The organism is Pantoea sp. S-LA4, assembly GCF_054482835.1.
The window spans coordinates 312,094-324,057 of record NZ_JBTLRC010000004.1; the positions used below are offsets into that span (position 1 = coordinate 312,094).

Here is an 11,964-nt window from a genome sequence, read left to right on the forward strand (position 1 = left end):
ACGCGGCCACCAAAGTGACCGCGTCACCTAATCTGACGTCAATCTGCCTGCAGACGATCAGCGCCAGCGGGCAATCGGGTTATCCAGCGTACCGGCAAATTTAAGGTTTTCGGCCGGATCGGCGAGGTTAATCATCTGCTGATTATTCGCCAGCTGCAGACGGTTCAGGCAGGAGCGGGTAAACGCCGGAGCAAACATATCGTAGCGCTCAAACTTATCGGCCAGATGCGGATGCGCCTGCTGGTAATCTTTAACGCACTGCGCCACCGCCTGCCAGAAATCGTCTTCCGCCAGCGTGCCGGATTGATGCAGAACCGCGCTGATAAAGCGGAAAATGCAGTCAAACACGTCGGTGAAGATCGACAGCAGTTTGAGATTTTCCGGCACGTCCACCGCCAGCCGCTGCACCATGTCCGGCAATACCGCATCCGGATTCATCACCGCAATCTCCTCGCCGATATCCTTCATATAAGCGCTGACCGGCACGTTGTTTTCCAGCAGCATAATCAGGTTCTCGCCGTGGGGCATGAAGACCAGATCGTGCTGATAAAAACAGTGCAGCAGCGGGCTGAGATAGCAGCGCAGATAGCGATCGATCCACGGCTTCGCCGCTATACCGGAGTCGGCGATCAGCGCCGGCAGCAGGGGCTGCTGATGCTGATCGATGTGCAGGAAGGAAGCCATCGTCATCAGCCGCTGGCCGGGCCTGAGGCTGGTCACCGGATTATCGCGCCACAGGGCGGCAAACATCTTTTTGTAAGCCGAGTCGCCTGTGATCGCCTGTTCGTAGTAGCGGTTGTGATAACCGACCGCCGCCACTTCGCGCAGGATGCGGAAGTCACACGCCTGCAGCCACGCGTCGTCAGCCACCAGCGTTTCCAGCCACTGATTGATGGCGGGCGTCGTCGACATGTAATAGGGCGACAGACCGCGCATAAAGCCCATGTTAAGCACCGACAGGGCCGTTTTGACGTAGCGTTTTGTCGGCTGGCTGCGGTTGAAGAAGGTACGAATAGACTGCTGTGCCTGGTAACGATCGTCACCCTCGCCGAGATAGACAATATCGTTGCTGGCGATGTCAGCGGCAAACACCGTCAGCAGCTTGTTCTGCCACTGCCAGGGGTGAACCGGCATCAGAATATACGCTTCAGCCGCCAGCCCTTTGCCGATCAGTTGCTGATGAAAACGGTCAACCGTCTCCTCACCCAGCTCATCGCGCATCAGTTGCTGGTAACTCAGGTTGCTCAGGCTGGAGAAGTGCGCATTGCGCTGGTGTACCGCCACCCAGATCAGCGTGATCGGTGCCGCTGCTTCGGGGGCATACGCCAGATAGTCGCGGGCGTCAAAGCCGATACGGCCATTGTTGGCAACAAAGCAGGGATGCCCTTCGGTCATCGCCGCTTCCACCGTCTGGAAATCCGCTTTAACCAGCGCCTGACTGTCGGGATTGTTCTTTTGCAGCTTATAGACGCTGCTGCACAGCGTGCTGCTGATCTCTTCCATATAGGTCGCCAGCAGCGCCTGGGTGATGCCGATCTGCGCGTTGAACTCCACGATGAACTGCAAGGCATCCAGCGGCAGCGGACGTCCATTCTCCTGTTTGCTCAGCGAATCCGCCTCGATCTCCCAGTGATCCAGCGCCAGCCGGGACGCCTGGAATTGATAAACCGCCTCGCCGCCCGGCACCGCCAGCGTGTAGTTGCCCGGACCGGTTTCAGCCGGGGCGATGATTTTTTCATGGGCAAATTCAGCAATCGCTTTACGGATCAGCAAACGGTTAGCCCGCGCCCAGTTGTCGCCCGCCAGATGCGCGCCATTGAGTAATGATGGTGTGGTGTTCATAGTCTGCGACTCCTGCAGTAGAGCGTGTTGATAATCTTCACGCTGGCAAAACGCCAGCCAGGCGGTTTTGTGACCCATATCGATGGTGTGCTGGTAGCGGAAGCCGGCACGCCGGTTGAGACGGTGGATTTTCTCGTTGCGCACATCCGGCTCAACCACCACCCGACCCACTTCTGGCCGGCTGAACAGGTAGTCCATCACCAGGGTGAAAACCTGCCAGCTAAAGGCCATGATCGGCTGGGTGGCGGGTGCAATCAGAATGTGCATCCCGTAATCATCCGGCGCGGCGGGATAGTATTTGCCGACCTCGTCGTCACAGGCGCGATAGCATTCGATCAAACAGACTGGCCGCTCATCACAGCAGCCGATCAGCGCCGCATGGGGATCGGCTGCCGTCAGCGTCTGGTAGAACGCCGCAACCTGCTCAGGACGCTGCTGCTGCATTCCCCAGAAGCGCGCGTAATCGCCACTTACCCACTGATGGATCAGCGGGATATCTGTGGCATCAAGCGGCCTGAGGCTGAAGTTGCCCGCCGGACGTGGCGCGCTAAAAAGAACAGGTGAGGACATATCAACGCTCCGATTGTGCCGGGAAGGTCTGGAAGGCGATTTGACGTTCAACCGGATAGATTTCCCGTCCGGTCAGTTCGCGCAGTAACACCGAGTTGCGGTAGCAGGCCATGCCGAGATCGGGGGTGACGAAACCGTGGGTATGCAGCTCCGCGTTCTGAACAAAGATTTGGTTGTGATAATCGATGCTGTAGTTGCGTTGCACATCGTAGCGACCCTTGCTATCCCAGCGCAGCCGCTGAGTAATCCCTTCCAGAAACATCGGAGGGCGATAGTGATAGCCGGTCGCCATCACCAGCCCTTCGGTCCGACGGGTAAAAGTTGCGTCCTGCTCCTCCTGATGCAGCGTCAGTTCAAATTCTCCCTGCGGCAGCCAGCGCATGTCGGTCAGGGCGGCGTGCGTGAACAGATTGACGTTGAGATCGCCGTCCAGCTGCTTGATATACATCAGATCGTAGATATCGTTGATCAGGCTGCTGTTGATCCCTTTGTAGAGGTTTTTATGGTTGGCGTTCAGTTCATCGCGTCGTTCAGCCGGCAGGTTGTGGAAATAATCGACCCATTCCGGCGAGGTCATCTCCAGCGTCAGCTTGGTGTATTCCAGCGGGTAGAAACGCGGCGCGCGGGTGATCCAGTTAAGCTGATAGCCGAAGCGGTCAATGTCACCCAGCAGATCGTAGTAAATTTCCGCTGCGCTCTGCCCGCTGCCTAACACGGTGATCGAACGCTGGTTCTGTAACCTGGCTTTGTTACGCAGATATTCGCTGGAGTGGGTCAGGCGCGCGCGATGCGGCGCGCTGCATTCCGGCATCCAGGCGGTAGGGCCGGTGCCAAGGATCAGATGGCGCGCCAGCCACTGCTGCGTCTTGCCGCTGACGGTATCGGTCACGCTGAGACGGTAGGCACCGCTCGCCTCATCGTAACGGACATCATCAACGTGACTGTTCCAGCGCAGATTACTGAGTTTCGTGCTGGCCCACTGGCAGTACTGGTTATACTCTTTGCGCATCAGGAAGAAGTCCTCGCGGATGTAAAACGAGTAGATCTTGCCCTTTTGCTTCATATAGTTAAGCAGGCTGTAGGGACTGGTAGGATCGGCCAGCGTGACCAGATCCGCCATAAACGGCGTCTGCAGATGGGCGCTTTCCAGCATCATGCCGGTGTGCCAGTCAAACCCCGGATTCTCATCAAGGAACAGTCCATTCAGTCCCTCAACCGGCTCACTCAGGCACGCCAGGCTCAGGTTAAACGGGCCGATGCCAATACCGATAAAATCATAAATGGTGTTATTCATGTTGGCGCTCTCACTGATTAGCCGCATTCAGCGCCGATGCCCGCAGATGTTCACGGCCATAGTGCGCAATCAGGCCGATAACGTCTTCAATATCGGCGGCGGTAGTGGTGGGGTTAAGCAGGGTGAATTTCAGGTATTGCCGGCCGTCAACTTTGGTACCGGCAATCACCGCATTGCCGGAGCGGAAGAGCGCTTTACGGATGGCGGCGTTGACCTCATCAAGCTGGCTATCGCTGATGCCCGCTCTGGGCAGATAACGAAAGATCTGCGTAGTCAGCTCCGGCGCGTGCAGCACCTCGATCGCCGGATGTGCGCTTAGCAAGCGATGGGCGGTTTGGGTCAGCCGCAGCAGGCTATCGAAAGCCTCGCCCAGCGCCGCCGGTCCCATCACGCGCAGCGTCAGCCACATTTTCAGCGCATCGAAGCGGCGGGTGGTCTGAATACTTTTATTGACCAGGTTGGGCGTGCCTTCCTGCTGGGCGCTGAGCGGATTGAGATAGTCGGCGTGGTGGGTGACATGTTTCAGATTCTGACTGTCGCGTACGAAAAACGCGCCGCAGCTCACCGTCTGGAAGAATGACTTGTGATAATCCACGGTCACGGAGTCCGCCAGCTCAATGCCATCCAGGCGGGCGCGATGCTGTTCGGAAACCAGCAGACCACAGCCGTAGGCGGCATCAACGTGCATCCACAGACCATAACGCTGGCAGATTTGCGCCACGTCTGTCAGCGGATCGATACTGCCGAAATCTGTGGTGCCGCTGGTCGCCACTACGGCAATCGGAATCAATCCTTCAGCGTGACAGCGGGCTATTTCCTGTTCCAGCCGTCGGGCATCCATCCGGTAGTGCGCATCGTGATCGACCGGAATGACGGCGTCATAGCCCAGCCCCAGAATCGCCATCGATTTCTGAATGCTGAAGTGGCTCAGTTTTGAGGTCAATACCCGCCATCGGGCGGCGTTTTCAGGCAGGCCGCGCTGCTTGATCAAATGACCGGCATGATGGGCAGCGCACCAGCTATCGCGAGCCAGCAGCATCGCCATCAGATTGGACTGGGTTCCGCCACTGGTAAAAATGCCATCCGACCCGGCGGGCAGGCCGATTCGTGCCAGCGTCCAGTCAATCACCTTTTGCTCAATCAGCGTGCCGCCTGCGCTCTGGTCCCAGGTATCCACCGAACTGTTGACCGCCGCCATAATCTGCTCAGCCATCAGTGAGGGAAGCACAACCGGACAGTTGAGGTGTGCCAGATATTTCGGGTGGTGAAACCAGACGGCGTCGCGCAGATAGAGCTGGTTCAGCTCCGCCAGCGCGGCGTCGTTATTGCCGAGGGGCTGATCCAGATTGACGCCGCTAAATTCCGCAGCCAGTTCATGAGGCAGAATACCGCTGAACGGTTTTTCCACCTGACTGAGGGTACGGGTCATCAGCGTCAGCACTTCCTGCGTCTGCCGGGACCAGGCTGCCAGTTGCCGATCGTTAAACAGTGACGCTTCGGCACCGCTGACGGGAGGCAAATCAGACGAGTCAGGTACCGATTGAACAGATGAGCGTAAGACCATGTTGAGTTCCTGTGCTGTAACCAATTGACGCTGCCGGCATAAAACCGTCAGTGTGGGCATCAGCTCAAAAGCTCCAGTAAACATTACGTTAACTAACCAGACAAAAACCCTGCCAGCAGCGCGGGATAGCACTTTTGCCTGTAAAATGTGAAATTCCGTAGTTTATTTGTGGTTTAATCAGCGTATATCGCTGTTTTTGTTATGCGAAGATTGTAAATGTTAATCATTATCATTCAATCTTTTTGTTGTGGGAATTTATTTGTAAATGTTTCTAATATGGAAAATGTGATTGATATCACCTTTATTGCGGTTGCGGTAGAGATCAGATGAAGGATGGCAAAAGCAGAATGGCAGGCTCAGCTGCGATGATTTAACCCCTATGTTTCCTTGTTGGAAACTTAGTGAAAATGCGATACGCTGCTTACTGAGTCCGGACAGGCGAGGGAAGCATGCACGTTATCTCAAGGGAGCCATTCAGGGAAGCAGCAGAGTTTCCAAACGACGCCACTGCATTGGATGCCATATATCTGGTGTTAAAAGGCGAAAATTTTAGGTCGCCAGACGCATTAAAAAAGCGATTTCCCAGCCTGGACCGGATGAAATATCGGGAGAAATGGTGGGTAATTGATGCAGGCGGTAATAACCTGAGGATAATGTTTTTCGTTGATTTTGAGCGAAGCAAAATTTTCATCAAGCATATCGTTACGCATCCGGAATACTACAGGCTTATAAAGAAGTATCGGGAGCAGAAAGAATGATTACCGAAGCTATTCAGGCTACCAACCAACTGATTGAAATTATTCCTTTTTTAGGAGGGAGCACTCAGAAAAAGGATTATGAACAGGCACTGGAATTGGTGGAGTATCTGGTAGAGCATCAACCTGATAGCCCGCTAATTGATATGCTGGCTGATAAAGTGGCCCGTTACGAAGATAATTCACCTGAATTCGCTGAGTTTAACGCCCGCATTGCAAAAATGCCACAGGGCGTTGCGTTACTGCGAGTACTGATGGATCAGTATGGCCTTAATCAATCCTCGTTTACTGAAGAAATTGGCCAGCGCTCTTACGTGAGCCGTATTCTGCGTGGTCAACGATCCTTAACGGATAAACATAAAGCGCGTCTGGCAGCGCGGTTTAATCTGCCGTTCGAAGCCTTTAATGGCAAGGCGTAGATCGGGCTGAACATGCCGTATTACCTGCTTAATTCCTCTGGCGCACTCATCCACCACGCGAACGGATAAGCAGGCAATATTAAATATCTGCACGCTCAGCTGCCGTGGTGATTAAGAGCCCGGATCGGCCAGGCATTTTTCTGCCTCTTTTCTGACAGCAACATTTCTGCTGATCTTCATATTTGCGGCTAAATTAACTTTCTCCTCAGCTGATGAGGGCTTAATACGCTTTTCTGCAAACCATTCCCGATTAATCTGGATTAAGCCCGAAACAGTCCCCGTCATTTAAATTCTCGCCATCATTAAATTTAACTATATGTTTTAAAAGCTCATTATTATTTACCTCGCCTCTATCTTTTCCGATATGAATAAATTAAAAAACCATAAAACAATATGATGTTTTACCTGATAACACAGCCGCCGCACACTGGTCAGCAACCGGAATAATAAGGATCAGGTGAATGGCATATCGATTAAGTCTGTTAGACAAAGCGCCCGTTGCAGAGGGGGAATCGCCTGCCGCCGCGCTGCAGCGCACGCTGCAACTGGCGCAGCAGGCGGAGGAGTGGGGTTATCACCGCTTCTGGCTGGCGGAACATCACAACACCGCGCAGCTGGCCAGTCCGTCACCGGAACTGTTAATTGCCTGGATCATTGCCCAGACCCGACATATTCGCGTCGGATCGGGCGGGGTGATGCTTCAGCATTACAGTCCCTACAAGGTGGCGGAAAATTTCAATCTGCTGGCGTCACTGGCACCGGGCCGCGTCGATTTAGGTATCGGCAAAGCGCCGGGCGGATTACCGCTTTCGACCCGTGCGCTTCAGCTGGGCGTGCAGCCGTCAGAGAAGGGCAGTTTTGCCGAGCAGCTGCAACTGCTGGATAACTGGCTGCAACCCGACCGCAACAGTCACGATGACGATGAACGGCTACAGGCCACACCGTTGCCGCCACGGCCAGTGAACCGTTTCCTGCTGGGTGCCAGTGAAGAGAGCGCCCGACTGGCCGCGAGTCTCGGCTGGCAGCTGGTGTTCGCCGCCCATCTGAACGGTGACCGCCAGTTACTTGAGCAGGTGCTCAGCACCTATTCACGCCTGAGCAACGGCCAGCGGGCGCTGGTGGCGGTTCAGGTGGTGGTGGCCGATTCACCCGCCGGCGCGGATCTGCTGGTCTCTTCGCTTCGCCATTATCATGTGTCGGTGAAAGATGGTCCGGGCGTGAATGTCGCCAGCCTGGAACAGGCCGAACGTTATGTACGTCAGGGCGGCTACCGTGATTACCAGATAGAGCCGCGCACGCCGTCGTTGCTGAAAGGGACCGCAGCACAGGTCCATGCCCAGCTCGATGCCCTGCATCATAACTTTGGTATCGACGAGTTTATTATTGATACGCCGATCGCCGAGCCAGTCGCACGCCACCATTCGCTGGCATTACTGGCCACGCATCATCTGGTCGCAGCCTGATCGCCCTGAGCGGAGAGTCATCATGAAGCCGAATGCATCACAACTGATCGAATGGCGGCGCGAGCTGCATACCTGGCCGGAGCTGTCGGGCCAGGAGTTTGCCACCACGGAACGGCTGCGTCGCTGGCTGCAGGAAGCCGGTATCCGGCTGTCTGATTATCCGCTTGAAACCGGCGTCGTGGCGGAGATTGGACAGGGTGATGCGGTGATCGCACTGCGGGCGGATATTGATGCCCTGCCGATTCACGAGGCGAGTGGCGTACGCTTTCATTCACGTCATCCCGGCGTGATGCACGCCTGCGGCCACGATCTGCACAGCGCGGTGATGTTAGGCGCGGCGCTCCAGCTTAAAGCCAGTGAGCCGCAACTGGCGGGACGGGTACGCATTCTGTTCCAGCCCGCCGAAGAGATCGCCCGTGGCGCACGGCAGTTTATCGCCGCAGGCGTGCTGGATGAGGTGCAGGCCATTTTTGGTATGCACAATGAACCAGCGTTACCGGTCGGCACCTTCGCCACCCGCAGCGGCGCGTTCTACGCCAACACCGATAAATTTATTATTCGCGTCACTGGTAAAGGCGCTCATGCCGCGCACCCGGAACAGGGCGTCGACAGCATCGTGGTCGCCAGCCAGATCATTCAGGCCTTACAGGGTCTCACCAGCCGCAGCTTCAGCGCGCTCGACAGTCTGGTCATGAGCATTACCCGGATTGACGGCGGGAAAACCTGGAATGTGCTGCCCGGCGGCGTGGAGTTTGGCGGGACTGCCCGTACACACGATCTCCAGCTGCGGGCCGAGCTGGAACAGCGGGTGCGCACGCTGGTGGAAAACTTTGCCCAGGCCAGTGGCGCAGAGGCGACGCTGAGCTGGCATCCGGGTCCGCCGGTGCTGGTCAACGATCCCGACTGGGCACAGTTCAGCAGTGACGTGGCGCAACAGCTCGGCTACCGGGTGCAGCCCGCCGGACTGCATCTGCTGGGCGAAGATTTCGCCTTCTATTTACAACAGGTGCCTGGCGTCTTCGTCAGCATCGGCAGCGCCAGCGATTATGGCCTGCACCACGCCAGCTTTAACCCCGATGAAGCGCTGATCGCCCCCGCGGCGGACTACTTTGCGCAACTGGCCCAACAGGCGTTGCAACAGCTTAACGCGCGATGTCGGGAAGCCATTCTGACCTGATTGTTATCTACTGATATCCCACTGCGGCGGTCGTCATGACCGCCGTTCAGGCACCGCTTTGACTAAAAAAAGAGAGAGCATCATGAGCACAAGACAACTTCGGCTGGGCACTATGCTGCACGGCGCCTCGGGAAACATGTCCGCCTGGCGTCATCCGGCGGCCCAGGCCGATGCCAGCATCAGCTTCGATTACGCCCGAAAAATTGCCCGCAAAGCGGAGCAGGGCAAGCTCGATTTTCTGTTCGTCGCCGACGGCTTATACATCAATGAAAAGTCGATCCCGCATTTTCTCAACCGCTTCGAACCCCTGACGCTGCTGTCGGCGCTGGCGGGTGTGACAGAACATCTTGGGCTGGTCGGTACCGTTTCAACCTCCTACAGCGAACCCTTCACCGTGGCGCGTCAGTTTGCCAGCCTCGATCATCTCAGCGGTGGCCGTGCCGGCTGGAACGTGGTGACTTCGCCGCTGGAAGGCTCGGCTAAAAACTTCTCGCGTCAGCAGCATCCGGAGCACGCGCTGCGCTATCGCATCGCCGACGAATACCTGCAGGTGGTGAAAGGATTGTGGGATTCATGGGAGCCGGATGCCTTTGTGCGCGACAAGCAGAGCGGCCAGTTTTTCGATCCGGCGAAGCTGCATACGCTGAATCATCACGGTGATTTCTTTCAGGTGCAAGGCCCGCTTAACATCTCGCGCACCCCGCAGGGCCGTCCGATTATCTTCCAGGCCGGTGCTTCAGAAGACGGCAAAAAGCTGGCCGCCCGCCATGCCGATGCCATTTTCACCCACCAGCCAACGCGTGAAGAGGCACAGGCCTTTTACCGTGATGTTAAACAGCAGCTGGTGGCGAATGGCCGTCAGCCAGAGGATCTGCACATCTTTCAGGGCGTGAGCGTGATTGTTGGCGATGATGCGCAAGACGTTGAGCGGCAGTACCAGACCACCGCGGCGCTGGTATCGATTAATGATGCACTCAATTACCTTGGCCGCTTCTTCGACCATCACGACTTTTCCCGGTATCCGCTGGATCAGCCCTTTCCCGACCTTGGTGATCTCGGGCAGAACAGTTTCCGCAGCACCACTGATGAGATCAAACGCAAAGCGCGCGAGCACGGCCATACGCTGCGGCAGGCTGCGCTGGAAGCCGCAACGCCTCGTCCGCTGTTCCACGGCACGCCCGAGCAGGTGGCAGATGGCCTGCAACTTTGGTTTGAAACCGCGGCCACCGATGGCTTCATCATCAATGGCGGCACGCCAGATACCTTTGAGCGCTTTGTTGACCGCGTAGTGCCGATTTTGCAGGCGCGCGGCCTGAGCCGCCGCGACTATCCTGGGAAAACCCTGCGCGACAGTTTCGACCTGAAGCCGCCGGTAAATCAGTTCACCTCACAATAAGAGCCTGTGCTATGCAAAAAAATAAAAAACTCATCGCCCTGATTATGCTTGCCGCCAGCGGCAGCGCCCTGGCAGACGGCACCAGCGTGGCCTACAACGGCCAGCGGGTCAGCCTCGACGCCAACAAAGCGCCGATTCACAGCGTGAAAAATCCGCAGGCGGTCGCGCAGTTGCCGGCCGGACATCGCTTTGCGGTGCCGGGTTCATTTACCGTGGCGGTCGCGGCGCAAAACTCCCCGCCGCTGACGGTCTTCTCTGATGACAACAAAACCTTGCTCGGCAGCGAAGTCGATATCGCCCGCCTGGTGGCTGACAGCCTCGGCCTGAAGCTCAACATTGTGCCGACCTCCTGGGAGGACTGGCCGCTGGGCGTCGCCTCCGGCAAATATGACGCGGCGATCTCTAACATCACCGTCACCAAAGATCGTAAAGAGAAGTTCGATTTCGCCACCTACCGCAAAGATTCTCTCGGTTTCTACGTCAAAACCAGCAGCCCGATTAAATCACTGACCAAAGCCGAAGATATTGCCGGACTACGCCTCATCGTCGGCTCCGGCACCAATCAGGAAGCGATCCTGCTGGCGTGGGATAAAGAGAATCAGGCGAAAGGGCTGAAAGCATTTACCCCGATCTATACCAAAGATGATGCCGCCCAGACGCTGGCGCTGCAGGCCGGCCGGGCCGACGCCTGGTTCGGCCCTAACGTGATTGGCGCATGGAAAGCGGCGCTTAATGGCAAAACCCGGCTGGTGGGCAGTGTCGATGGCGGCTGGCCAAAAGCGGCACACATTGCGGTGACGGTGAAAAAAGGCAGCGGCCTGGCTGAACCGATCAGTACCGCGCTCAACGGCGTGATGAAAAACGGCGATTACCAGCAGGTGCTGAACCGCTGGGGCGAAGGCGTGGAGCGCATTGATCGTTCCGAAATTAACCCGGCCGGACTGGGCGATTAAGGAGCAGACGATGAGTGAAGCCATATTTCGTGAAGTTTCGCCGGAAGCCCCGGAACTGCAACCGATTCTGACCGGCCTGTTCGGTGAATACGCCGCCCGTTACGGCGACTATTTTGCCCGCCATAAGGAGCAGGAGCTCACCGAGTGGTATCTGCCGCCGCAGGGATTATTCATCGTGCTGGAGCGCGACGGCGAGATCATCGCGATGGGTGCTTACAAACCTTATGACCCGCAGACTGCGGAGCTGAAACGCATCTGGACCCGCAGTGATTTGCGGCGTCAGGGGCTGGCGCTGGTGGTGTTGCAGGAGCTGGAGCGGCGTGCGCTTCGGGCGGGCTATCAGCGGCTGTTTCTTACTACCGGTTTTCGTCAGCCGGAGGCGGTACGGCTTTATACCGGCCACGGCTATCAGCCGCAGTTTGATCTCAGCGGCGATCTCGAACGCTACGGAGCGCCGCCACACGATGGCCGGCTGCGTTTTATTAAAGTGATCGGCGTGCAGGACGTTGCACAGGCGAGTTAAGGAGAGAT

Annotated in this window: 10 protein-coding genes; 7 read left to right on the forward strand and 3 right to left on the reverse strand. The window is 56.8% G+C overall.

The features are described 5' to 3' along the window. Positions 1-57: 57 nt before the first annotated feature. Genes ACX3P5_RS21990 through ACX3P5_RS22000 form a run of 3 tightly spaced genes read right to left on the reverse strand, consistent with a single transcriptional unit; the run spans position 58 to position 5,270 of the window. Positions 58-2,412 (reverse strand): GNAT family N-acetyltransferase, encoded by a 2,355-nt coding sequence (locus ACX3P5_RS21990; protein WP_458969395.1) that lies wholly within the window; start codon positions 2,410-2,412, stop codon positions 58-60. A 1-nt stretch (position 2,413) separates the two neighbouring features. Then, complete coding sequence (locus ACX3P5_RS21995) at positions 2,414-3,706, reverse strand: lysine N(6)-hydroxylase/L-ornithine N(5)-oxygenase family protein (RefSeq protein WP_233988771.1); 1,293 nt, start codon at positions 3,704-3,706, stop codon at positions 2,414-2,416. 10 nt (positions 3,707-3,716) lie between these two features. Next, complete coding sequence (locus ACX3P5_RS22000; RefSeq protein WP_458969396.1) at positions 3,717-5,270, reverse strand: pyridoxal phosphate-dependent decarboxylase family protein; 1,554 nt, start codon at positions 5,268-5,270, stop codon at positions 3,717-3,719. Between the two features lie 449 nt (positions 5,271-5,719). Here ACX3P5_RS22000 and ACX3P5_RS22005 point away from each other — a divergent pair, with 449 nt between their 5' ends. From ACX3P5_RS22005 to ACX3P5_RS22035, 7 genes are all read left to right on the forward strand, one after another. Continuing rightward, positions 5,720-6,028 (forward strand): type II toxin-antitoxin system HigB family toxin, encoded by a 309-nt coding sequence (locus ACX3P5_RS22005; RefSeq protein ID WP_458969397.1) that lies wholly within the window; start codon positions 5,720-5,722, stop codon positions 6,026-6,028. After that, positions 6,025-6,444, forward strand: coding sequence for a helix-turn-helix domain-containing protein (locus ACX3P5_RS22010; protein WP_458969398.1), 420 nt, complete (start codon positions 6,025-6,027; stop codon positions 6,442-6,444). Before ACX3P5_RS22005 ends, ACX3P5_RS22010 begins: the two co-directional genes overlap by 4 nt. 461 nt (positions 6,445-6,905) lie before the next feature. Then, complete coding sequence (locus ACX3P5_RS22015) at positions 6,906-7,907, forward strand: MsnO8 family LLM class oxidoreductase (protein ID WP_233988767.1); 1,002 nt, start codon at positions 6,906-6,908, stop codon at positions 7,905-7,907. A 22-nt stretch (positions 7,908-7,929) separates the two neighbouring features. After that, positions 7,930-9,084 carry an amidohydrolase gene (locus ACX3P5_RS22020; RefSeq protein ID WP_233988766.1) on the forward strand — a complete coding sequence of 385 codons (1,155 nt, stop codon included), beginning with the start codon at positions 7,930-7,932 and terminating at the stop codon, positions 9,082-9,084. An 82-nt stretch (positions 9,085-9,166) separates the two neighbouring features. Next, on the forward strand, positions 9,167-10,480 hold the full coding sequence (locus ACX3P5_RS22025) for an LLM class flavin-dependent oxidoreductase (protein ID WP_458969399.1): 1,314 nt from the start codon (positions 9,167-9,169) through the stop codon (positions 10,478-10,480). Positions 10,481-10,491: 11 nt separating this feature from the next. Continuing rightward, positions 10,492-11,433, forward strand: a complete 942-nt coding sequence (locus ACX3P5_RS22030) for an ABC transporter substrate-binding protein (RefSeq protein ID WP_233988764.1) — start codon at positions 10,492-10,494, stop codon at positions 11,431-11,433. A gap of 10 nt (positions 11,434-11,443) precedes the next feature. Then, positions 11,444-11,956, forward strand: coding sequence for a GNAT family N-acetyltransferase (locus tag ACX3P5_RS22035; RefSeq protein ID WP_233988763.1), 513 nt, complete (start codon positions 11,444-11,446; stop codon positions 11,954-11,956). The last annotated feature ends 8 nt before the right edge of the window (positions 11,957-11,964 follow it).

Coding starts and splice junctions, on each gene's coding strand:
- ACX3P5_RS21990 (WP_458969395.1), bottom strand. CDS start 2,412: ATGTCCTCACCTGTTCTTTTTAGCGCGCCACGTCCGGCGGGCAACTTC.
- ACX3P5_RS21995 (WP_233988771.1), bottom strand. CDS start 3,706: ATGAATAACACCATTTATGATTTTATCGGTATTGGCATCGGCCCGTTT.
- ACX3P5_RS22000 (WP_458969396.1), bottom strand. CDS start 5,270: ATGGTCTTACGCTCATCTGTTCAATCGGTACCTGACTCGTCTGATTTG.
- ACX3P5_RS22005 (WP_458969397.1), top strand. CDS start 5,720: ATGCACGTTATCTCAAGGGAGCCATTCAGGGAAGCAGCAGAGTTTCCA.
- ACX3P5_RS22010 (WP_458969398.1), top strand. CDS start 6,025: ATGATTACCGAAGCTATTCAGGCTACCAACCAACTGATTGAAATTATT.
- ACX3P5_RS22015 (WP_233988767.1), top strand. CDS start 6,906: ATGGCATATCGATTAAGTCTGTTAGACAAAGCGCCCGTTGCAGAGGGG.
- ACX3P5_RS22020 (WP_233988766.1), top strand. CDS start 7,930: ATGAAGCCGAATGCATCACAACTGATCGAATGGCGGCGCGAGCTGCAT.
- ACX3P5_RS22025 (WP_458969399.1), top strand. CDS start 9,167: ATGAGCACAAGACAACTTCGGCTGGGCACTATGCTGCACGGCGCCTCG.
- ACX3P5_RS22030 (WP_233988764.1), top strand. CDS start 10,492: ATGCAAAAAAATAAAAAACTCATCGCCCTGATTATGCTTGCCGCCAGC.
- ACX3P5_RS22035 (WP_233988763.1), top strand. CDS start 11,444: ATGAGTGAAGCCATATTTCGTGAAGTTTCGCCGGAAGCCCCGGAACTG.